The sequence below is a fragment of the uncultured Arcobacter sp. genome (assembly GCF_937982575.1).
GTDB lineage: Bacteria > Campylobacterota > Campylobacteria > Campylobacterales > Arcobacteraceae > Arcobacter.
The window spans coordinates 212,649-235,411 of record NZ_CALJLR010000004.1 but is presented as its reverse complement, the minus strand read 5'-3'; the positions used below and the strand labels follow the sequence as shown (position 1 = coordinate 235,411).

The following is a 22,763-nucleotide window of genomic DNA, read 5'->3' as shown; positions in this document are numbered from 1 at the left end:
TTTTTCTCTTTTTTTATTATTTAATAAAAAACCACCTTTTTACATGATAAAATAAAAAACTAAATAATTATTTTAAAGTGGGATACTAAATGAATATATCAAAACTTTTACTTGCTTTTTTGACTTTCTTCTTTTTATATGCAAATGCAAATGAATTAGTACAAAATCAACCTACCAAAAAAAAGATTGTATATATAGTCCCTAATATAAATATTCCATTTTGGAATATTATGGCAAAAGGAATAGAAAAAAGAGCTACTTTATTGGGCTATGACTTTGAAATACTTGACACACAAAATAGTGCTAAAAAAGAGTTAGAAAATACAGTAAAAGCCATAAAAGAAAAAGTCATAGGAATAATTGTATCTCCTACAAATTCATCTGCTTGTGTTACTATTTTGAAGCTTGCAAATGAAGCAAACATTCCTGTTGTAATTTCTGATGTTGGTACAGATGGGGGAGAATATGTCTCTTATGTATCTTCTAATAATAAAAATGGTGCTTACAAAATAGGAAAACTTCTAACAAATAAGATGATTGAAAAAGGCTTTTCAAATGGAAAAGTTGGAATTATAGCAATACCTCAAAAAAGATTAAACGGACAAGAGAGAACTATTGGCTTTATAAAAGCACTAGATGAATCAAATATAGTAAATGCAGATTTAAAACAGTTTGAATCCATGACAAATGAAAAAACATATAAATACACAAAAGAGATGATAGATAAGTTTCCTAATCTTCACGCCATATGGCTTCAGACATCTCATATTTATAAAGGTGCATTAAAAGCTATAAATGAATCCGAAAAAAAAGATAAAATTTTATTGGTTACTTTTGATGCAGAACCAGAGTTTTTAAATCTTATTCCAAAAGGAGTAATTATTGCTTCAGGTATGCAACAACCTCATTTGATGGGAGAGACAGCATTAGTACAACTAGATAATCATATAAATGGTATAAGTGTTAAAAAAGATTTACAACTACCTATACTTATTATCTCAGCAAAAAATATAGAAGAAAAACTTCCTATTATAAAATTAAATGTACTTGGTATTGAAAAGTAATATGAAAAATACCCAAACAAAAAAATATAAACTATCTCTATTTTTAACTCTTGCCCTAATAATAACTATTTCCGTTACATCTATTTTAACTATAAACGCTGCATATAATTATTACCATATAAAAAATAGAATTATAGATGAGATTAAAGATAATTCAAATGAAGCTATCCTTTCATTGAAAAGTAATATTACAAACCTAATTATCTCTTATTCAATAAATGAATATGAAAAACTTATAATCAATGAACTCCAAAGTAAAGATATATTTGCGATTATTGTAAAAGATTATGCCATGGGTAAAATCCTAGGTAAAGATGTCTACATTACAGGTAAAATAAAAAATTCAGAAGTAAATATTCTTGATTATAATATTAAAGATAAAAATCAAAATAAACTCTTAGAAAATGCTTTTTTTACAAAAAGTGTTAATATCACAAACTCTTCTAATGAAATTTTAGGAACACTTTCTATCTATATTACAAACAATGAGATTGAAAAAGAGCTAAAAAAAATAGTAAGTGATACACTGTTTAATACAATTTTATTATCTATTTTCTTAACTCTATTTCTTTATATAAGTATTAGGTATTATATTTTAAATCCTATTTCAAATATTATAAATACAATTAATGATGGTGATGGAACAGGGATTCCAAATACTTTAATACCTGACTCTAGTAGTAAAGAAGTTTCCGCACTAACAAATAGTATAAACACAATGATTAAGTCAATAAAGACCTCAAGAGATAATTTAGAAAAAAATGAACACAGACTTGAATATCTTTTGGAATTAAGTCCAATAGCTGTAAGAATTGCAAAAAATAGAGGAGAATACGTAATTTTTGCAAATAAGGCATATTCAAAATTATTGCATCTTAAAGAGGGAACAATTAGTGGAAAAAACCCAAAAGATTATTATGTAAATAAAGATACTTACGAACATATTATAAAAACTCTAGAAAATGGTGATCGTATTTACAATATAATGATTGAACTTAATATTGAAAATAAACAAACATGGGCATTAGCTTCATATATGAATATTGACTTTGATGGTGAGAAAGCAATTATTGGTTGGTTTTATGATGTAACAAATGAGAAGGTAAATGAAGCTAGCCTTTATAAAGCACTAGAGTTACAAACAACAATTTTTGATAACTCTGGATATTTGATGATAAGTACAGATAAAAATGGAATTATTCAACAGTTTAATAAAGAAGCAGAAAAACTTTTAGGATATGAAGCAAAAGAGGTAATAAATATCCATACCCCAGAAATCTTTCATTTAAAATCTGAAATTATTTTAAAAGCAGAATATCTTTCAAAAGAACTAAACAAAAAGATTCAAAAAGGGTTTGAAGTATTTGTTGAAAAGACAAAACTAGGCTTAAAAAATGAAAATGAATGGACATATATTTCAAAAAAAGGTGAACACATTCCTGTTTTATTAAATATTACAGCCTTAAAAAATAAAAATGATGAAACATATGGATATCTTGGTATTGCACAAGATATATCCCAAAGAAAAGCCTTAGAGTCACAATCAAAGTTAGCTTCTATGGGAGAAATGATAGGAAATATTGCTCATCAATGGAGACAGCCATTAAGTATGATTTCAACAATTGCAAGTGGAATATTAGTAAAAAATGAACTAAATATAACAGATAATGTAGATGTATCTTCAAATATGGAAAAAATCATATCACAAACAAAATATCTATCTAATACAATAGATGACTTTAGAAATTTCATAAAAGAGAATAATGATAAAGAAAGAATTTCATTAGTTAATACAATAGAAAAGTCTTTATCTATTATAAAGCCATCAATAAGTAATAATCATATTAATTTAATTGTTAATTTAAAAGATGATATTTATATCGATGGCTTTGAAAACCAGCTTATTCAAGCTTTTATAAATATCCTAAATAATGCAAAAGATGCTCTAAAAGAAAAAACAGTTGATAAAGACAAATTAATTTTTGTTGAAACACAATTTATAAAAGATGAGTTATTTTTGATTATAAAAGATAGTGCAGGTGGAATAAAAGATGATATTATCCATAAAATTTTTGAACCTTACTTTACCACAAAACACAAAAGCATAGGAACAGGAATTGGTCTTTCAATGGCGTATCAAATAATAGCAGAACATCATAATGCCACAATTGAAGTATTTAATAGTACATACGAATATAATGATAAAACACACACAGGAGCATACTTTCAAATTACTTTTAAAGATGCCTGCCTAATATAATAAAACAAGAGAGTATACAATGTTGACCTACCTAATTATATTTGCTATTGTTGGTTTTATAATAGCAAAAGTTATAAAAGAGCCTAAAAAATCTTTTTTTATTATTCTTTGTATATCCATAGTTTCTGGATTTTTTTATACACCAATGTGGGCATTAGTAAGTTTTGCAGAGATGGCATTGGGTTATTTTGTTGTATATTTTACTAAAGATTAGGATTTTAAATGTCAGATTTACAAAGTGAATTAATTGGATTTATAATTGTTTCTATAGTTATAATTGCTTTAGCTTTTCTAACCCAAAAACTTCAAAATAAAAATAAATAACTATTCCTTTGCATAATTAAATTAATTATGTTATTATGTCAACTACTTTTATCACTGTTAAATATAATGAAAAACTCAATTAAAGTTACTTTAAAAGTTATTAATTTTTTTCTGATTTGTCATTATAATATTGTTACTACAAGAATTTTAAACTACATTAGGAGATATCCATGGAAAAGTGTGTTGAGAATATAATTAAAGCAAAAAGAAGTAATGATGTCCGTGAATTAGATGAGCTTTCAAACTCTTTTGATTATAAAGTAAGAAGAGCAGTAGCAAGAAATCCAAATACTTCCCAAGAAACACTAAATATCTTACAACATGATCCCTCTTTCAATGTTGCTTTTATAGCAAATATACATGCTGTTGAAAAAATAGATTTAAATGATTCACTCTCTTCAAAAAATCCTTGTGTAATGTGTGAAAAAGATGAATCAACCTACCATATTGAATGTCCTAATTGTAGAAATGATAGTTATTCAAGAATTATAGATGGATACATACCTTTTGGCAAAGAGAAAGTAAGACAGGCAGGCTAATCCCTTTTTTCATATCTAATATTAAAAGGTATCTTTTTTCTTTGTTCAATTTTAACTTTTATATAAGTGTATATTCCTAAAATAGCTACAATTAATATTGTGCTAGTAAATATATTTATCATTTTAACCCCTTTTTTCTACAAAGTTTCTTATAATAAAATATTATCTAAAATAGAAAACTACTATAAAAAATATTACAAAATGAAATAATATATATACGAGAGATAATAATTGTACGTTTAAAGTAAGTAAGAAGAGGAAATATGAGTAGTTAGTCATTCAACTCATTTTCCTTTCTAATAATACATTCAAATTTAGAAGAGAACTTTAACAAACTAACATGAACAAAACTTTAACAAAAAGTATAAATAAAAAAGTTATCTATAAGTTTTAAAATAAACTCATAAGATGTTAAAAATCATACTTTGAAGCTAATTTTATATATACTTATAGATTATTAATTAAATAACTAACAAAACTATGGATTTATATGCAAAACAAGACAACCTATACACGACTAATATTAAGAATAATCATTATGACCCTCACTATTTCACTAGCCATTGCTTTTTTTTATGCTCAAATCATGAAAAAAGATGCGATTGAATCATTATCAAAAATTGAAGCAAAAAAAACCACAAAATTAATATTTGAGAGTTTTTATTCAGCCATGGCAAGAGGCTGGACTAAAGAAGATTTAAATGATATTATCAAAAGAATTAACTCCATAGAAAAAAATATGGTTGTTAATATCTATCGTGGTGAAACAGTTGCTGAAATGTTTGGAGATATACCAAGAGATGTAAAGGTGAGAAAAGAGAACTTTTATGTGAAAAAAGCTTTTCAAAAAGATGAAATACTTAATCTAGGAAATGATTCAAAAATTGATTATTATTATCCAATTATTGCAACACAAGAGTGTAAGAAATGCCATACAAATGCTACTACAGGAGAAGTTTTAGGTGTCATAGCCATTAGTTATCCAATTGATGAACTTAAAATCTCGCTCTCTTCAATCATCAACTTTTTTATTATATTTGTCCTTATTTTTTCATTGGCAATTTTTGTTGCTTTATTTTTTGAATTTGATAAATACTTAGTAAAACCTATCAATAAACTCATTAGCAATATACTTGCAATCTCAAAAGAGAAAGATATTACTAAACGAATTGATTTAGAAAATGATGTGGAAGAGCTACATTCCATGCAAGTAGTATTTAATAAAATGCTTGATTCTATAGAATACCAATTTTATAATGATACATTAACTGGTTTACCAAATCGTAAACGTCTTATTGAAACTATTACAACAACTAAAAATGCAGTACTGATGATAATAAATATTGATAAGTTTCAAGAGATTAATGATTTATATGGTGATGCTCTTGGGAATGAGATTTTAAAAGAAACCGCACAACTTTTAGAGAGAAGTAAATCACCAGAATCAAAGCTTTTTAAACTACACGCCGATGAATATGCTCTTTATTATGAGGCAGATGTTGATATAGAAGAGATTAAAAGTATCGCCATTCATTTAACAAATATAATTGAAAATGAAACTTTTTATATTGATGGTTCTGAAATTTTTATCAATGCTACCTTTGGAATTGCGTATGGAAGTACTTCTCTTTTGACAAATTCAGATATTGCCCTAAAATTAGCAAAAAGAACCAAGAAAAAATATTTGGTATATGACTCTTTTATGAATATTGAGCATGAGTATGACCAAAATCTCAAATGGGCAAAAAGAATTAAAAATGCAATCAAAAATGACAAAGTAGTACCACTTTATCAACCAATTGTTGATATTCATACTAAAAAAATCATAAAATATGAATCTCTTATGAGAATACTTGATGATGATGGGAAATACATCTCACCTTTTTTCTTTTTAGAGTTAGCAAAGAAAAATAAACTTTATCCTCAACTAACCTTAATTATGTTAGATAAAACATTTGAGAAATTTAAAAATAGAGAAGAAAAGGTTTCAATTAATCTTTCAGTATCAGATATATTAAATGAAACCGTCCACGCAGCCATTTTAAAAAAATTAGAAGAGTATCAACTAGGTGATAGAATCATATTCGAAATCATTGAATCAGATGGTATTGAGAATTTTGAAGAGGTATTAGAGTTTATTAAAGAGGTAAAAACATTTGGGGCTAAAATCTCTATTGATGATTTTGGTACAGGCTACTCTAATTTTGAATATCTTATGAAACTAAAAGTTGATTATATTAAAATTGATGCTTCGATGATAAAAGATATTGATACAAATAGAGATTCACAAATGGTTACAGAGACTATTATTGATTTTGCTAAAAAAATGAATATTCAAACTGTAGCAGAGTTTATTCACTCAGAAGCTGTCTACAATAAAGTACATGAAATTGGTGTCGACTATGCACAAGGGTATTATTTCGGTATGCCAGCACCACTGTTAGATTAATCTTTAACAAATATACATTTTTTAATTATTATAAAAGTTAAAACATATTTTGGCACAGTTTTAGCACAATCAACTTTAAGAAACTTTGGAAATCCCTATTTTAGGGATGTATAGAATAATAGTATGTATAAAGATTTTATTACAACCAAGATGGGTACTAATCAATCATTTAAAACAAATGAGTATGTAAATCAATAACAAGCCAAACTCAAAAGCGATTAAAACCAATCCTAGATGATTTATTTAATGATGGTTTAGATGTTAAAGACTCAAAGAATAGAGTTGTAATACATACTTTTAGACATAGTTTTGCAAGTAATCTTGCAATAAAAGGTACTCCAATTTATACTATTCAAAAACTGATGAATCATAGGGATATAAATATGACATTGAGATATGCTAAATTATCTCCTGATAGTGGAAGAGAAGCTATTAATAACTTATATAATAATAATTAAAATCTTATTTAGCTAATATCTTAGTAAAGGAATGAAATGGATATCAATATTTTAAAATCAAATCTATTTGAAATTGCAACAGAAGTAACTACTTATAAACAGTTAGGATATAAAAGCAATAGTTATTGTTTAGATGATAAAAAAGATATTATTGGTTTAAATTTAATAAATATGCAAGAACAAAATATACTAGATTATATTACTCTTATAGATACATTAGAAAGTCTATATCTAGGTACATCCATACCTAAAGGAATTAAAAACTTAAAAAATTTAGAACTACTAGATATAAATTGCGAATATTTAAAAGAATTTCCATTAGAAATTACTGAAATTCCTAATTTAAACTCATTAGCGCTCGAAAAATGTGAATTTTCAGACTTCCCTCCTGAAATAGAAAATTTAACTAAATTGACAACTTTATCAATTACATATTCTAATTCAGTAAAACTTAATGATAATATTTTAAGCCTAAAAAATTTAAATAATTTAACTATCTCTCACAATAACATCACTACCCTGCCTAAGGAAATTAAAAACCTTTCAAACTTAAATTTCTTAGACATCTCTAATAATAATTTATCTAGCTTCCCCGTTGAAATTGAAAATCTTTTAAATTTAAATTTTTTAGACATTTCTAACAATAATTTATCTAGCTTCCCCGTTGAAATTAAAAATCATTTAAATTTAAACACCTTACATATTTCTAGTAATGCAATAACAAAATTCCCATCTATTATTTCACATTTTAAGAATTTAAATAGATTAGAGATTTCTAACAATAATATATCAATTCTACCCACTGAAATTGGAAATTTAGAAAAGTTAACTTTTCTAAATTTTGATAACAATAATATATCTAATTTACCAACTGAAATTGGAAACCTTTTAAATTTACAATATTTATATCTAAGTAATAATAAACTATCTCATTTGCCAACTGAAATTGGAAATCTTTTAAATTTAAAATCTTTTTTTATCAGTAATAATAAACTATCTAGTTTGCCAATTGAAATTGGAAACCTTTTGAATTTAGAATCTTTTTACATATCAAACAATAACTTAACCAATTTAGTATCAGAGACTGGGAACCTTGAAAAATTGGACAGTTTAGATATTTCACACAATAATTTAAGTACTTTACCTGCTGAAATTGGAAACCTTTCAGAATTAAATATGTTAGATCTTTCTAACAATAATATAGTTAGTCTTCCTGCTGAAATTAGATATTTGCATAAACTTAGAATTTTAACTATTAATTCTAATAAATTATCTAATCTTCCTCAAGAAATATCTAAAATTAGTATGCTCAATACATTACAATTAAACAACAATGAATTAAGAGAATTAATACCTGAACTTACAAATCTAAAAAAATTAACCACTTTAGAAATTAATGAAAATCAATTCACTATCTTCCCTAGTGAAATATTTCAATTCGAACAACTAGATAGATTAGAAATTTCTAAAAATCAACTTACTACTTTTAATATTGAGAAAGGGCAACTTCCCAATTTATCCTTTTTAAATATTTCTGAAAATAAGCTTGCGGAAATACCCAAAGAAATTGAATACCTCACAAAACTACAATACTTATATGCAAACAATAATCAAATTGATGCAATTTCATCAGAAATCAAATCTCTAAAAAAATTAGCTCTTATAGAATTAAGGCATAATGAATTTATTAAATTTCCAGAAGAATTGCTAAAGGTGACTTCTTTAAAAAGTATATTTCTAGGCTTTAATCATCTTACTGAAATATCAAGAGACATTGTATTGTTAAAAAATTTAAGAGCTTTAGATTTAGAACATAACTATATTAGCTTTATTCCAGATAATATAGATTATATTAATGTTATAGATTTAAATAATAATAAATTGAAAGAAATACCTTCTACATTATTTAATAAAATTAAATTAAAAGAAGAGGTTACAGAACAAGATGAGGGTATTTTTGTTTTCAATAATCCTATTATTTTCCCTCCACTAGAATTTATTGAAAAAGGTGGTGATACACTACATACTTACATTGAAGCTCTTGAAGAAGGTAGTGAAGAGCTTAAAGAAGTAAAAATTATATTTATTGGAGAAGGTTCAGCTGGTAAAACTTCAATTATTAATAGAATTACAAAAAATATTTTTAATATTGATGAACCAAAAACACATGGAATACGAATTAATCAAAAAATAGATAAAGATAAAACTATCTATTTTTGGGATTTTGGTGGACAGGATATAATGCATTCTACACACCAATTTTTTCTATCAAAAAGATGTGTATATGTTTTGGTCTTAGATGGAAGAAAAGATGAAAAACCTAAATATTGGCTTGATATGATTAAAAGTTTTGGAGGTGATTCTCCTATATTTGTAGCATTAAATAAAAAAGAAGACTCTAATGTTTTTGATATAAGCCAAAAAGACTTACATAAGCAATATCCTTCAATAGTAAATTTTATTGAATTAAACTGTCTTAAAGAAAATGAACAAGGCACAAAAAAATTAGAAAAAGAACTCTTTAACTTTATACATACCTCCAATAACGAACATTTGTCATTGGGAACACCAATTCCAACAAAATGGGTTAAAATAAAAGACACTCTTTTAGGCTCAAAAGAAAATCATCAAGAATATAATATGTTCGATAACCTTTGTACAAAATATAATATTCCCCAAAGTCATAGAAAAGAGTTAATATCTTTATTGCATGAATTAGGGATAATGTTACATTTTGAAGGTGATCTAATTTTAGAAAATTATTATATTCTCAAACCAAAATGGGTATTAGACGCCGCATATAAAATTATTAATTCTCCTACGATTAAACTGAATAAGGGAGAATTAAATGAATCGAACATCCTTGATATTTTAAACTTTAATGACTTTAAAGAGTTTAAAAAATATCCTGAACTAGAGAACTATACCTATAACCGTTTAGAAGGTAAATTTATTATTACATTATTTAAAGTCTTTAAATTAGGATTTATGATTGACAACAAAATGCTCCTGCCAGATCTATTATCCGGTGACTATCATGATTATGCACCATTAAATGATTACATTTATATAATTTATCAATATGTTTTTATGCCAGCATCTATAATGCCTCAAATAATTGTTAATTTAAATGAAGATATTTTAAATGATATTGTTTGGAAACAAGGTGTTTTATTAGAAAGTAAAATATTTAATTGTAAAGCAGAGATAAAAGCAGATAAAGAGAGAAAAACGCTCCATGTAAAAGTTTCAGGAGATGATAAGAAAGAGTACTTAGCAATAATAAGAAATACAATTGAAAAAATACACAAACCTTTTTTTGATACTATTGAAGCACCTAATATGCTTTTAAAAATTGAAGAAAAAAATACTGAGCCTAAACCTATTTCTTACCTTTACCTAAAACAATTAGAAAAAGCAGGAAGACTAAAATTCACACCTGAATCTGCTAATAATAGTATTTGTAAAGAATATGATATTAGAGAATTATTAGGAAGTGTTCGCTCAAAAGAAGAAGAAGAATTTTTATTAATTCAAACTGTTCTTCAAGAACTCTTAAAACTTAATGAAAAAGTTGAAAAAATTGAGAAAAAAACAATTGAAGAAAAAATATTAACATTGAAAGCCAATTTAGGTATTGCAGAAATTAACTTAGAATCGTTATATAACAAAATAAATGATACATTAATGAGAATTCATATAAAACATCTATAACATACTATTTTCTCCATGAAAATACTCAAAAAAAACCTCTGGAGTATAAAAGTCCTTACTAGACTTCGTTACTCCTCTTGGATTCTCTAACCTCTTCAGTTCTAACGTATACTCTTTACAAAAAGCTCGCACACTATCTTCAAACTTTTTAGTATTAAATACATTTGATACTTCAAGTTCCCAAGACTTAAAGTCTTTATTGTATTTCCACCATTTTTTAAAGCCTTTATTTGTAAGTTTTAACTTCTTGATTTCTTCTTTATAAATATATGTATTTCCTAATATATAGTAAATAAACATATTCCTTCTATATTGAAATTTTCGCCAGCGAAAATATTTTATAAGTTTGATATGCATAATAGATTATTTAATATAGTATAATCATAAATCTTTTTTAGTGGGAAATAAGTGGGAGTTAGTATCACTAAAATATAAAAAAAGCCCGACCTAAACAATCCAATGATTGAATAAATCGAGCTTTAAGATGGTACGCCTGACAGGAGTCGAACCTGTAACCGCCGGGGCCGAAACCCAGTGCTCTATCCAGTTGAGCCACAGACGCGTTTAAAAGTAGATGGGAATAGTATCACATATAAGCTTATAAATGTTTTATAAATTTATCTATTAGCCTCTTTATTTTTGTACATCAAACTATCGACCAATTCTAAGACTGGCTCGACTTCTTGTTCTTTTTTAAAAGCTGTGATTCCATACGAAAAAGTAAAACCAAACTCTTTGATTTTTTCTGTTTTTAATCTTCTTTTTGAAAGTTTATCTTGAAGTTCCTGCATACATTTATTTGCATCAACTGTTTTTGAAGTTTTTTTATTATTAAATAAAATAATAAACTCATCTCCTGCAAATCTTACTATATCAATATTTGGATGTGCTAACTCTTTTTCTAAAAACTTCACCATGTATTTTAAGACTTGATCACCAATTACATGTCCATAAGTATCATTTACTCTTTTAAAGTTATTTATGTCTATAAAAACTATATGTCCATCATTTTGAAATTTATCATTTTTAAGATAATAATCTGAAAACCATTTTCTATTATACGCACTTGTTAAAGGGTCAGCAAATAGTTCCTTTTGTAAAAAGTCTATTTGTTTTTGCATTCTCTCTAAATCAGCATTTATTTTTTTTAAGGAGTTATCATCTTTATTTTCAATTGCTTTTCTAGCCTCAGAAGTAGATTTATTTAAATTAGTCAGGCTTTCGTTAGTTTTTTTAACAATATTCTCTACATGTTTAGCATCTTTTTCAAAACTCTTTAGAGCTAAATCTTCATATTTTATATCAACATGAAGTTCTTTTGCGATATCTTGAAATGTTTTTAAATAAGTTTCAGGTAGAACAATATTATGTTTTTTCAAGTTTTTTAACGTTAAGTACGTCACTTCTTTTAATTTATTTTCCATAATACTCCTAAATTAAAAAAATAATCATATTGATTATAATAGTTTATTATTAAAAAATAAATCTAAATCTCAACTATATTTTTTTTCTATGCTATTTGTAAAGAATTACTTAACAAAGGCTACATCTATTATTATTAAGATAAAAAATATAATCCCTAAGTATCCGTTTACTGTAAAAAAAGCTTTGTCTATTTTTCTAAAATCTTTATTTACTAAGTAGTGTTCATAACTTAACATCAAAGCACTTACAATAACAGCTAAATATGCAAATAATGTACCTTCCGAGTTAATAACAAAAAGTAGCCAAAACAGTACTGTAAAACTATGTGCTATCTTTGAAAAAAGCATTGTTTTTTTAGCCCCAAATTTACTTGGAACAGAGTGAAGTCCTAGTTTTTTATCTACATCTATATCTTGAAGCGAATAAAGTAAATCAAATCCTGCAACCCAAAACATTACTCCAAGACTTAAAAAGACTGACCATAAAGTAATCGTTTGGCTAACAGCAACTACTCCAGCAATAGGAGCTAGACCTAAAGAGACACCTAAAATAAGATGGGCCAAATATGAAAATCTTTTAAAATATGAGTATGAACCAATCACTATCAAAATAGGAATTGATAAAACCAAAGCTAATTTATTTACTAAAAATGCAACTATTATAAATCCAGCAGCATTAAGTAAAGTAAATGATAAAATTGAGTTAGCAGATAATCTTCCATCAACATTTGGTCTATTTGCTGTTCTTGGATTCAAAGCATCAATATCTCTATCCAAATATCTATTAAATCCCATAGCAAAATTTCTAGCAGTTAGTGCTGCTAAAACACCTAGAAAAAGTAAGTTCCACCCAAACCAGCCATTGGCTGCTACAACCATTGCTATAAAGATAAAAGGCAGAGAGAAAATAGAGTGTTTAAACATTACTAGTTCGTTAAAATCATTAAGTTTTTTCAATATATTATTCATGTGGCGCATTTTATCAAATAATTTATTTGAAAGATATTTTACGTTTAATTGTTTTATGAGTAACAATCAAATAATATAATATAATCTTTTTATACAAATCATAGGAATAATTATGGATATAAAACATATAGATAAAATTGAATTAGTCTATTTAAAAAAAGAAAATCACAATAGTATTTGCACTTTAATGGAAGATGAATATAGACATCTTGATGAATCAGCTTGGAGTAAAGAAGAGTATGACTCTTTAATTGAAAAGTTTCCAAATGGTCAAGTAGCTATAAAAATTGATGGTGAGTTTGCAGGTTTCGCACTTAGTATTATCGTTGACTATACAAAGTTTGACGATACGCACACTTACAAAGAAATCACAGGTAACTATACTTTTGATACCCATGATGATAATGGAAATATGCTTTATGGGGTAGATGTTTTTATCAATAAGAAATTTCGAGGGCTAAGACTTGGCCGAAGATTGTATGACTTTAGAAAAGAGCTTTGTGAAGAACTTAATTTACAAGGAATAATTTTTGGTGGTAGAATTCCAAATTATTCTAAATATGCAGATGAAATAACACCAAAAGAGTATATACAAAAAGTAAAAGAGCGGGAAATATATGATCCCGTACTTAACTTTCAACTATCAAACGACTTTTATGTAAAAAGAGTTATAAAAAACTATCTTGAAGGTGACATATACAGCAAAGACTATGCTTGTTTACTTGCGTGGAATAATATATATTATGCAAAACCAACAGTTAAACCAATGGCACAGAAAAAAGTCATAAGACTAGGACTAATACAGTGGCAAATGAGACTTTATAAAAATTATGAAGAGGTAATTGAACAAGCTGAATACTTTATAGATGCAGTATCTGGATATAGAAGTGACTTTGCCCTTTTCCCAGAGTTTTTTAACGCACCTTTAATGGCAGAGTTTAACCACCTAAGTGAAGCAGATGCCATAAGAGAACTTGCAAAATACACTGAAAGATTTAAAGAAGACTTCTCAAGACTAGCTATTGCATATAATATAAATATTATATCAGGAAGTATGCCAGAACTTATTGACGGAACTCTAAACAATGTAGGTTTTGTATGTAAGAGAAATGGTGAAGTTGAAAAATATGCCAAAATACACGTAACTCCAGATGAACAAAAAGTTTGGGGATTGAAAGGCTCAGATAAGATAAAAGCCTTTGATACTGATTGTGGGAAAATTGGAGTTCTTATTTGCTATGATAGTGAGTTTCCAGAACTAAGCAGACTTCTTGCAAAAGAAGGTATGGATATACTTTTTGTACCATTTTTAACGGATACCCAAAATGGTTACTCAAGAGTAAAAATTTGTGCACAAGCAAGAGCAATAGAAAACGAATGTTATGTTGCAATAGCTGGATGTGTTGGAAACTTACCAAAGGTTGAAAACATGGATATCCAATATGCCCAATCAGCAGTATTTACACCTTGTGATTTTGCCTTCCCTGCAAATGGTGTAAAAGCAGAATCAACGCCAAATACAGAGATGATACTAATAGCAGATGTGGATTTAGAACTTTTAACAGAACTACATAGTGTAGGAAGTGTAAATAATCTAAAAGATAGAAGAACAGATATTTATGATGTTATAAGAGTATAGGAAATCAAAGGTTATGAAAGAAATAGCAATCATAGGGGCAACAGCTTCTGGTAAAACGGGCTTATCAATAGATATAGCCCACAAAACAAACTCTATAATATTATCTCTTGATTCACTTTCAGTTTATAAAGAGATAGATATAGCTTCAGCGAAACCTACACTTAAAGAGCGTGAGGGAATCATACATTTTGGTATAGATGAAGTTTTTGTAAATGAGAAGTTTGATGTGGTTGAATTCCTAGATTGCTATAAAAAAGCTAAGAAATATGCCACTAAAAATGATAAAAATCTTATCATCGTAGGTGGTACTGGCTTTTACCTAAAGATTCTAATTGAAGGAATAAGCCAAGGTGTTGGTGAAGATGTAGAACTTGATATGCCCCACGAGAAGATTTATAAATTACTTTTTGAGTTAGATAAAAAACATATGGAAAAAATCGCTTCAAATGACAAGTATAGAATACAAAAAGCCTATTCTATCTATAGAAAGAGTGGATTAACTCCTACTCAGTATTTTTTAGAAAATCCCAAAAAACCAATATCTCCTGAGCTTAAACTTTTTGAAATCCATTGGGAAAAAGAAGAACTTAAAAAAAGAATAGCACTTCGTACAAAACAGATGATAAAAGATGGGGTTATTGATGAAGTTTTGTTTTTAGAAAAAAAATATACAAGAAAGCCAAATGCCATGAGTTCTATTGGCATTATTGAAACCTTAGAATATCTTGATGGCAAACTTACAAAAGAACAATTAGAAGAAAAGGTAGCTCTAAACACAGCAAAACTGGCTAAAAGACAAACTACCTTTAATAAATCACAATTTAATCAAAGCCAAGAAACCAATATTATAGAGAACTTAAATTCAGATATTCTTAAGTATTTTACAGTATAATCCCAATCTTATTTTAAATATTTAATAAAGGGCGACAAATGAGACGCGACCTTTTGTTACATATTACATAATTAAAAGGAAACAAAGTGAGAAAAGAAATTCACCCAGACTATAAAGCTTGTACTATAACTTGTTCTTGTGGTAACACTTTTGAAACTAGATCAAATGTTGAAACATTAAGAATTGATATTTGTTCAGCTTGTCACCCATTCTTCACAGGTGAGCAAAAAATCGTTGATGCTGCTGGTAGAGTAGAAAAATTCAAAGCTAAATACGCACAAAAATAAGACCACAAGTCTTATTATGCTTACTTTAGTTCCAACACCAATAGGAAACTTAGAAGATATCTCTAAGCGTGCACTTGATGCCCTATTGGAAGCGGAACTAATTTTTTGTGAAGATACACGAGTCACAAAAAAACTTCTAACACTTTTTGCTTCAAAATACAACCTAACTTTCCCTTGTACAGATTTTAAATCATTTCATTCACATAATGAACAACAAGTTTTAAAAACTCTTAGTAAAGATGATTTTGATAAAAATATTGTATACGTAAGTGATGCAGGTATGCCTTGTGTTTCAGACCCAGGAGCTAGCTTAGTAGAGTTTGCTATACAAAATGATATAAAATATGATGTGATTCCCGGAGCAAATGCAGTTTTAACAGCTTTTGCCATGAGTGGATTTGAGCATACTGAATTTACTTTTTTTGGTTTCTTAGCCCATAAGGGAACTGATCGAAAAGAGAAACTACAAAAAGTAATGAATAGTGAGATTCTACCAATTTTATACGAATCTCCACATAGACTTTTAAAACTTTTAGAAGAGTTAAAAGATATTGATGAAAATAGAACTGTTTTTTTAGCAAAAGAGTTAACAAAACAATACCAAACAACTTTCAAAGATAGCTCAATAAATCTATACAAAAACCTTAAAGACACAAATATAAGAGGTGAATGGGTTGTCATAATTGAACCTATTAAGACTTCTGGTAAAAACTTAGGACTAAGTGACATTCAAGAGCTTGATTTACCACCAAAAGTAAAAGCAAAACTCCTTGCAAAAATAACAGGTGAAAAGATTAAAGATATCTATCAAAAACTTTTAGACAAAAATTAATCATCACAATTTTACACTAGAATAACTATTAAATAAAAATATACTTATACAAAAGATAATTATCAACATATTTTGGATAGAATCCCCCTATGATAATATATGGCAAACAAATAGTTTTATACGTTTTAGAGAATCATCCTTCAATCATTGAAGAGGTTATGTTTTCTAAAGAATTAGATAAAAAGATTTTTTCAAAGTTTTTAAAACTTGGTAAAAAAATAATCAGACTTGACAATAAAAAAGCCCAATCTTTGGCAAAAGGTGGGAATCATCAAGGATTTTTTCTAAAACTAAAAGAAGAGTTCGATTACACTCCAATAAACGAAATGAAACAAAACAATTTTATAGTAGTGCTTGATGGTCTTACAGATGTGGGTAACATTGGAGCAATCACAAGAACTGCTTACGCACTAGGTGTTGATGGAATAGTTGCTTCTGGAGTAAAATCACTGAATGAATCAGGTGTTATACGAACTAGTTCTGGTGCTATGCTAGACATGCCATTTTCTTTGTATCCAAACTCTTTGGATCTTGCAAATGAGTTAAAGCAGTGTGGTTATGCACTTATTGGTGCAACTATGAATGGTACAGATTTAAAAAAATATGGAACCATCACAAAAGAGGATAAAGTTGCACTTTTTCTAGGAAGTGAAGGGGAAGGTTTATCTAATAAGATTATTAGTAAATTGGATTTAAAAGTTTCAATAGGTATGGAAAACAATTTTGATTCTTTAAATGTGTCTGTTGCAGCTGGTATTTTAATATATAATTTAATGAAATAAAAGAGAAGATAATGATAAAAAAAATTTTAATTTCTATTTTTTTAGTAATAAGTTTAAATGCAAATGAGCTATTAAATCAAAAGATTGAAAACTTTATAGGTACACAAAACTATCTAACACATAAAAATTTAATAAATTTTATCTTTAAAAAAGAGTACCAATACACAACAGTAGATGGACTCAATTATCAAACTATATTAAAAACTTTAAAAGATAATGGACTTTTAAACTTAGCATTCAACAATCCTAAAAATATAGAAGTTACTTTTAAAATAAATAGTAATCCTGTAAAATCATTTAAGATATTAAAAGATACTCTAAAATCACTAGGTTATTACTACTATTTTACAAAACACACAATATATGATGGAAGTGAAAGTTTAACTTGGACAATAAAGTTGAAAACAGAAGCCGCCATTGACCCTTTGGTATTATCAAATGAGTTATTTCAACATGACTGTAGAGTATTGGATATAACAAAAGGAAATAATGATAAATGGACTTATGAACTAGATACTACAAATGCTTCTTTATTTGATGCAACATATATCACAAATAATGAAAAAGTAGTTTTTTCAAAACCTTTATCTCCTTACTTTATACGAGTTGATAAAGCAAGTAAAATATACATAGTAAGTAGAACACTAAATAGATGGTTACCTTATGTTGTTTTTTATGATGAACACTTGAATATACTAAAGGTTTCAAAAGAGGAAAAAGTTTATAGAAGTATAACACTTTCTATACCAGAAAATACAAAATATATAAAAATAACAGACTTATACACGCTATTTAATATAAAGCGTGGATTAAGTGTATTAATCAAGGAGTAAATGTGTTCCCCGAAATTGAATTTGAAAGAATGAAAAGACTTCCAAACTATGTGTTTGCTGAAGTTAATAATATAAAAATGGAAGCTAGAAGAAAAGGTGAAGATATCATAGATTTCTCAATGGGAAATCCAGATGGTCCTGCACCTCAACATATTATAGATAAATTAAAAGAGACAGCTGATAAGTCAAAAAACCATGGCTATAGTGCAAGTGCTGGTATTTATAAACTTAGACTTGCTATTTGTAATTGGTACAAAAGAAAATATGGTGTAGATTATTTAGACCCAGATAAACATGCCGTTGCTACAATGGGAAGTAAAGAGGGATATGTTCACTTAGTACAAGCTATTGTAAATGTTGGAGATGTGGCTGTTGTTCCAGACCCTACATACCCTATTCACTCTTATGCATTTATGTTAGCAGGTGCTGCTATTCATAATTTTGAATTACCATTTGGTGAAGGTTTTGAAGTAGATGAAGAGTTATTTTTCGAAAGATTAAATAAAACATTAAAAGAGTCTATTCCAAAAGTAAAATATGTTTTAGTTAACTTCCCACATAACCCATCTTGTGCAACAGTTAGACCTGAGTTTTACCAAAGATTAGTTGACCTTGCTAAAAAAGAGAGATTTTATATTATCTCTGATATTGCTTATGCTGATATCACTTTTGATGGATATACAACTCCGTCAATTTTCCAAGCTGAAGGTGCACTTGATGTTGCTGTTGAATCATTTACTTTAAGTAAATCATACAATATGGCAGGATGGAGAGTTGGTTTCATGGTTGGAAATGAGAAACTAATAGGTGCTTTAAAAAGAATCAAGTCATGGCTTGACTATGGAATGTTTACACCTATTCAAGTTGCAGCAACTATTGCCCTTGATGGTCCACAAGATTGTGTTGCAGAGCATATTGCAAAATATAATTATAGAAGAGATGTTATGCTTGAAGCATTTAAAGATGCTGGATGGAAAATGAATAAACCAAATGCTTCTATGTTTATTTGGGCAAAAATCCCTGAAAAAGCTGCACATCTTGGAAGTATGGAATTTTCTAAACAACTTCTTACAGAAGCAAAAGTAGCAGTTAGTCCTGGTATTGGATTTGGACAATATGGTGACCAATATGTAAGAATTGCTTTAATTGAAAATGAAAAAAGAATTAGACAAGCAGCAAAAAATATAAAAAAATATTTAAATAGTTTATAGGAGATATAAATAATGAAGCTTAGAGTAGAAAATCTTGCAAATATAAAAGAAGCAGAAGTTGAAGTTAAAAACTTAACTCTTTTTGTAGGACAAAATTCTACTCATAAGAGTTATATGGCTCACATTATTTATGAATTTTTAACTTTAATAAAAGAGAAACCTGAAGAAAAAGAAATTCTATTTCTTTTATTTCCAAAATCAAAGTTTCTTATTGAAACAATTATAGAAAGAAGAGACATCAAAGAAACAAATAGAAAATTTACTCATGTAATTTTTTCATTTGAAAATAAAAGAACTGATTTTAATAATCTTATCAATCATATGTATTTTTTAATAAATACATTATTTACAAAATTAATCAATAAAAGTTTTAATAATAATTCAAATGTTTTAGAAAAAATATTTTATGAAAATAATTTAAATCTAGCTGATTTATTTCAAGAAAATCAATATGAAATTGAAATATTTAATGATACAAAAGATGTTGATGACGATTTAATCATATACATGCTTTTAAGTAACATACTTGATAAAATATTCTTATACTTTAAAAATAATCTTTCTAGCTATTCAGGTATAAAGTATTTTCCAGCCTCAAGAACAGGTTTCATCTTAGCATTTGATGAAATTGTCTCTGGATTATTAAGAGACAAATATAAAGGACAATCAAGCTCTGCAAGACTTACAAAACCAACGATAGATTTCATTACAAACTATTCTGATATTAGATCAAATAAATTAGATATTAAATGGTTGTCTATTTTTAAACATGACAATCCAGATAATAAAAAACTTCAAACACTTCTTATTGACTTTTTACAAAGAAATATAATAAAGGGTTCAATTGAAGAAGAAAAATTGGATGATAATTATAAAAACTTCTACTTAAAAACAAAAAATAATACAAGGTTAGATTTGCATTTAGCCTCTTCAGCAACATTGGAAACTTTACCTTTTATTGTTTTTTTAAAAAATACAGAAGATATTTCTAAAACTTTTTTTGTTATAGAAGAACCAGAAGCTCACCTCCATCCAAAAGCACAAATACAAATGGCCAAATTTATTGTCTTACTTTCTAATTCAGGAGCAAAAGTTTTAGTAACTACACATAGTGATTATATTTTAAATGAAATTAATAACTGTATCAAGTTAGACAATATTGAAAAAGATAATGAATTTGCAATATCAAAAGATGATGTTTCAGCCTATTTATTTAAAAATGAAAAAACAAAGACAACTGTCAATAAACTTGAAATAGACAAATTTGGTATTTCAAATGATAATTTTGATGAAGTTCTAGATGAACTTTTAGATAGAAGTGATGAATTAAATGAAAGAATATTAAATAAAAATGATTAATACTTTAAATTTAATATTTAATACATCATCAGAATGTAAAGATAATACGTGTAAACTAAGTAAAAAAGATATTAAACAAATATACAAGCCAGATTTAGGAATAAAAGACTTAAAAATGAAAAAATCAATATTTGGTTCAATAGAACCAACGCTTTGTGACTGTCTAATTATCCATAAGAATGATAAGATTACACTTCTTGAAATAAAATGTGGTACAGTTACAAATCATATATTAAAAGAGATTATTGAACAAATATCTAATGTTTACAGAATTTTAGAAAACCAAGGTATAAATATACACAAATGCATATTTATATGTAAAAAATTTAGTGATAGTATGGTAAAAAAAAGATTATTAAACAAAAGAATTAAACACATTCCATTATCTCATAAAATTTATAATACAACTGCTATTGAAATATAAGAAGGATTAATAAAAATGTTAAAAGTCGCAATTATTGGTGTAGGAACTGTTGGTGCAAGTGTAGCAAACATATTAAAAGATAACAAAGATATTATAACCGCACGTGCTGGTATTGAAATTGTTCCTACTATTGGTGTTGTAAACGATTTGAGTAAAAAAAGAGATGTAACTATTGAATTAACAAATGATATTGATAAAGTTTTAGAAGATGACTCTATTGATATTATTGTTGAACTAATGGGTGGAATTGAAAAACCTTATGAAATCGTACAAAAAGCCCTTTTAAAGGGTAAATCAGTAGTTACTGCTAATAAAGCACTTCTTGCTTATCATAGATATGACCTAGAAAAACTTGCAGGAAATATTCCTTTTGAATATGAAGCAGCAGTTGCTGGTGGTATTCCAATTATTAATGCCTTAAGAGATGGATTGACAGCTAATCATATTCAGTCTATTAGAGGGATTATGAATGGTACTTGTAACTATATGCTTACAAAAATGATAAATGAAGGTGTAGACTACGATACTATTTTAAAAGAGTCTCAAGAGTTAGGTTATGCAGAAGCTGATCCAACTTTTGATGTTGGTGGTTTTGATGCAGCACATAAACTTCTTATTTTAGGTTCTATTGCTTATGGTATTGATGCAAAACCTGAAGATATCTTAATTGAAGGTATTCAAGATATTGATACTCCTGATATTGATTTTGCAAATGAGTTTAACTATACAATTAAACTTCTAACTATCGCTAAAAAAATAGGAAGTCAAATTGAACTTAGAGTTCATCCTGTATTTATCTCAAAAGATGAGATGATTTCAAAGGTTGATGGAGTTATGAATGGTATCTCTGTAATTGGAGATAAGGTTGGTGAAACTATGTATTATGGACCAGGTGCAGGTGGTGATGCAACTGCTAGTGCTGTTATTGCAAATATCGTAGATATCGCACGACGTGGGAAAGGTTCACCAATGTTAGGATTTGAGAGTGACAATAAAGAAAACCTAACAATTATGCCAAAAGATGAAATAGAAACAAAATATTATTTGAGACTAAGAATTGAAGATAAAGTTGGTGTTTTAGCAAAAATTGCAACTATTTTAGGTGAAAATGAAATATCAATTGAAAAAATGATTCAAAAACCATTTAATAAAACTTGTGCTCATCTTTTACTTTCAACGCATACTTGTATTGAAAAAAATATTCACAAAGCGATTTCACAATTAGAAAACTCAAAAGTTGTTACTATAAAACCTGTAATGATAAGAATCGAAGACTAAACTATATAATATAATTCAAGTAAGG

At 27.3% G+C, this 22,763-nt stretch carries 21 protein-coding genes and 1 tRNA gene; 17 read left to right on the top strand and 5 right to left on the bottom strand.

From position 1 onward, the window contains the following. Nucleotides 1-89 precede the first annotated feature (89 nt). From Q0617_RS03245 to Q0617_RS03230, 4 genes are all read left to right on the top strand, one after another. Complete coding sequence (locus Q0617_RS03245) at nt 90-1,064, top strand: substrate-binding domain-containing protein (protein ID WP_298750431.1); 975 nt, start codon at nt 90-92, stop codon at nt 1,062-1,064. A gap of 1 nt (nt 1,065) precedes the next feature. Next, complete coding sequence (locus Q0617_RS03240; protein WP_298750430.1) at nt 1,066-3,324, top strand: PAS domain S-box protein; 2,259 nt, start codon at nt 1,066-1,068, stop codon at nt 3,322-3,324. A 19-nt stretch (nt 3,325-3,343) separates the two neighbouring features. After that, nucleotides 3,344-3,538 (top strand): hypothetical protein, encoded by a 195-nt coding sequence (locus Q0617_RS03235; protein WP_298750429.1) that lies wholly within the window; start codon nt 3,344-3,346, stop codon nt 3,536-3,538. 280 nt (nt 3,539-3,818) lie between these two features. Then, on the top strand, nt 3,819-4,187 hold the full coding sequence (locus Q0617_RS03230; RefSeq protein WP_298750428.1) for a hypothetical protein: 369 nt from the start codon (nt 3,819-3,821) through the stop codon (nt 4,185-4,187). Here the strand turns inward: Q0617_RS03230 and Q0617_RS03225 are convergent. Then, nucleotides 4,184-4,309, bottom strand: a complete 126-nt coding sequence (locus Q0617_RS03225) for a hypothetical protein (protein WP_298750426.1) — start codon at nt 4,307-4,309, stop codon at nt 4,184-4,186. The genes Q0617_RS03230 and Q0617_RS03225 overlap by 4 nt on opposite strands. 368 nt (nt 4,310-4,677) lie before the next feature. Between Q0617_RS03225 and Q0617_RS03220 the strand changes: the two genes are divergently transcribed. The 3 genes from Q0617_RS03220 (at nt 4,678) to Q0617_RS03215 (ending at nt 10,808) form a co-directional block, all read left to right on the top strand. Continuing rightward, nucleotides 4,678-6,636 (top strand): GGDEF domain-containing phosphodiesterase, encoded by a 1,959-nt coding sequence (locus Q0617_RS03220; RefSeq protein WP_298750423.1) that lies wholly within the window; start codon nt 4,678-4,680, stop codon nt 6,634-6,636. Nucleotides 6,637-6,830: 194 nt separating this feature from the next. Next, nucleotides 6,831-7,094, top strand: coding sequence for a tyrosine-type recombinase/integrase (locus tag Q0617_RS15670; RefSeq protein WP_366517898.1), 264 nt, complete (start codon nt 6,831-6,833; stop codon nt 7,092-7,094). Nucleotides 7,095-7,130: 36 nt separating this feature from the next. Then, complete coding sequence (locus tag Q0617_RS03215) at nt 7,131-10,808, top strand: COR domain-containing protein (RefSeq protein ID WP_298750421.1); 3,678 nt, start codon at nt 7,131-7,133, stop codon at nt 10,806-10,808. Here the strand turns inward: Q0617_RS03215 and Q0617_RS03210 are convergent. The 4 genes from Q0617_RS03210 to mqnP form a co-directional block, all read right to left on the bottom strand. Beyond that, entirely contained in the window at nt 10,803-11,108 is a 306-nt protein-coding gene (locus tag Q0617_RS03210; protein ID WP_298750419.1) for a hypothetical protein, read from the bottom strand. The two genes, Q0617_RS03215 and Q0617_RS03210, sit on opposite strands and share 6 nt — an antisense overlap. Nucleotides 11,109-11,293: 185 nt before the next feature. Next, nucleotides 11,294-11,370: transfer RNA gene (locus tag Q0617_RS03205), tRNA-Arg, on the bottom strand. Between the two features lie 55 nt (nt 11,371-11,425). Continuing rightward, nucleotides 11,426-12,232, bottom strand: a complete 807-nt coding sequence (locus Q0617_RS03200; RefSeq protein WP_298750417.1) for a GGDEF domain-containing protein — start codon at nt 12,230-12,232, stop codon at nt 11,426-11,428. 105 nt (nt 12,233-12,337) lie between these two features. After that, nucleotides 12,338-13,201 carry a menaquinone biosynthesis prenyltransferase MqnP gene (gene mqnP / locus Q0617_RS03195; RefSeq protein WP_298750415.1) on the bottom strand — a complete coding sequence of 288 codons (864 nt, stop codon included), beginning with the start codon at nt 13,199-13,201 and terminating at the stop codon, nt 12,338-12,340. Nucleotides 13,202-13,313: 112 nt separating this feature from the next. On the opposite strand from mqnP, the gene Q0617_RS03190 reads away from it, so the two are divergent. The 10 genes from Q0617_RS03190 (at nt 13,314) to Q0617_RS03145 (ending at nt 22,738) form a co-directional block, all read left to right on the top strand. Next, nucleotides 13,314-14,840, top strand: coding sequence for a carbon-nitrogen hydrolase family protein (locus Q0617_RS03190; protein ID WP_298750413.1), 1,527 nt, complete (start codon nt 13,314-13,316; stop codon nt 14,838-14,840). 13 nt (nt 14,841-14,853) lie between these two features. After that, nucleotides 14,854-15,732, top strand: coding sequence for a tRNA (adenosine(37)-N6)-dimethylallyltransferase MiaA (gene miaA / locus Q0617_RS03185; RefSeq protein WP_298750411.1), 879 nt, complete (start codon nt 14,854-14,856; stop codon nt 15,730-15,732). A gap of 86 nt (nt 15,733-15,818) precedes the next feature. Further along, nucleotides 15,819-16,019, top strand: coding sequence for a 50S ribosomal protein L31 (rpmE, locus tag Q0617_RS03180; protein ID WP_298750409.1), 201 nt, complete (start codon nt 15,819-15,821; stop codon nt 16,017-16,019). 16 nt (nt 16,020-16,035) lie between these two features. Next, nucleotides 16,036-16,851 carry a 16S rRNA (cytidine(1402)-2'-O)-methyltransferase gene (rsmI, locus tag Q0617_RS03175; protein ID WP_298750407.1) on the top strand — a complete coding sequence of 272 codons (816 nt, stop codon included), beginning with the start codon at nt 16,036-16,038 and terminating at the stop codon, nt 16,849-16,851. Nucleotides 16,852-16,940: 89 nt separating this feature from the next. Then, nucleotides 16,941-17,633, top strand: a complete 693-nt coding sequence (gene rlmB / locus Q0617_RS03170) for a 23S rRNA (guanosine(2251)-2'-O)-methyltransferase RlmB (RefSeq protein WP_298750404.1) — start codon at nt 16,941-16,943, stop codon at nt 17,631-17,633. An 11-nt stretch (nt 17,634-17,644) separates the two neighbouring features. Beyond that, nucleotides 17,645-18,466: a hypothetical protein gene (locus Q0617_RS03165; protein WP_298750402.1), complete on the top strand. Its 822-nt coding sequence runs from the start codon at nt 17,645-17,647 to the stop codon at nt 18,464-18,466. 2 nt (nt 18,467-18,468) lie between these two features. After that, nucleotides 18,469-19,677, top strand: a complete 1,209-nt coding sequence (locus Q0617_RS03160; protein WP_298750401.1) for an LL-diaminopimelate aminotransferase — start codon at nt 18,469-18,471, stop codon at nt 19,675-19,677. A gap of 12 nt (nt 19,678-19,689) precedes the next feature. Next, the gene (locus Q0617_RS03155) at nt 19,690-21,036 is read left to right on the top strand and encodes an AAA family ATPase (RefSeq protein WP_298750399.1); all 1,347 of its coding nucleotides are present in this window, start codon (nt 19,690-19,692) and stop codon (nt 21,034-21,036) included. Next, nucleotides 21,029-21,460: a hypothetical protein gene (locus tag Q0617_RS03150; RefSeq protein WP_298750397.1), complete on the top strand. Its 432-nt coding sequence runs from the start codon at nt 21,029-21,031 to the stop codon at nt 21,458-21,460. The genes Q0617_RS03155 and Q0617_RS03150 overlap by 8 nt, the downstream gene beginning before the upstream one ends. A gap of 15 nt (nt 21,461-21,475) precedes the next feature. Further along, a complete protein-coding gene (locus tag Q0617_RS03145) occupies nt 21,476-22,738 on the top strand; it encodes a homoserine dehydrogenase (RefSeq protein WP_298750395.1) in 1,263 nt (420 codons plus the stop codon). The last annotated feature ends 25 nt before the right edge of the window (nt 22,739-22,763 follow it).

Bases quoted from the DNA above. Each gene is read 5' to 3' on its own strand.
- Q0617_RS03145 (WP_298750395.1), top strand. From the start codon at position 21,476: ATGTTAAAAGTCGCAATTATTGGTGTAGGAACTGTTGGTGCAAGTGTA.
- Q0617_RS03215 (WP_298750421.1), top strand. From the start codon at position 7,131: ATGGATATCAATATTTTAAAATCAAATCTATTTGAAATTGCAACAGAA.
- Q0617_RS03220 (WP_298750423.1), top strand. From the start codon at position 4,678: ATGCAAAACAAGACAACCTATACACGACTAATATTAAGAATAATCATT.
- Q0617_RS03225 (WP_298750426.1), bottom strand. From the start codon at position 4,309: ATGATAAATATATTTACTAGCACAATATTAATTGTAGCTATTTTAGGA.
- Q0617_RS03240 (WP_298750430.1), top strand. From the start codon at position 1,066: ATGAAAAATACCCAAACAAAAAAATATAAACTATCTCTATTTTTAACT.
- Q0617_RS03235 (WP_298750429.1), top strand. From the start codon at position 3,344: ATGTTGACCTACCTAATTATATTTGCTATTGTTGGTTTTATAATAGCA.
- Q0617_RS03200 (WP_298750417.1), bottom strand. From the start codon at position 12,232: ATGGAAAATAAATTAAAAGAAGTGACGTACTTAACGTTAAAAAACTTG.
- Q0617_RS03165 (WP_298750402.1), top strand. From the start codon at position 17,645: ATGATAAAAAAAATTTTAATTTCTATTTTTTTAGTAATAAGTTTAAAT.
- miaA (WP_298750411.1), top strand. From the start codon at position 14,854: ATGAAAGAAATAGCAATCATAGGGGCAACAGCTTCTGGTAAAACGGGC.
- Q0617_RS03230 (WP_298750428.1), top strand. From the start codon at position 3,819: ATGGAAAAGTGTGTTGAGAATATAATTAAAGCAAAAAGAAGTAATGAT.
- Q0617_RS03245 (WP_298750431.1), top strand. From the start codon at position 90: ATGAATATATCAAAACTTTTACTTGCTTTTTTGACTTTCTTCTTTTTA.
- mqnP (WP_298750415.1), bottom strand. From the start codon at position 13,201: ATGAATAATATATTGAAAAAACTTAATGATTTTAACGAACTAGTAATG.
- rsmI (WP_298750407.1), top strand. From the start codon at position 16,036: ATGCTTACTTTAGTTCCAACACCAATAGGAAACTTAGAAGATATCTCT.
- rlmB (WP_298750404.1), top strand. From the start codon at position 16,941: ATGATAATATATGGCAAACAAATAGTTTTATACGTTTTAGAGAATCAT.
- Q0617_RS03155 (WP_298750399.1), top strand. From the start codon at position 19,690: ATGAAGCTTAGAGTAGAAAATCTTGCAAATATAAAAGAAGCAGAAGTT.
- Q0617_RS03190 (WP_298750413.1), top strand. From the start codon at position 13,314: ATGGATATAAAACATATAGATAAAATTGAATTAGTCTATTTAAAAAAA.
- Q0617_RS03150 (WP_298750397.1), top strand. From the start codon at position 21,029: ATGATTAATACTTTAAATTTAATATTTAATACATCATCAGAATGTAAA.
- Q0617_RS03210 (WP_298750419.1), bottom strand. From the start codon at position 11,108: ATGTTTATTTACTATATATTAGGAAATACATATATTTATAAAGAAGAA.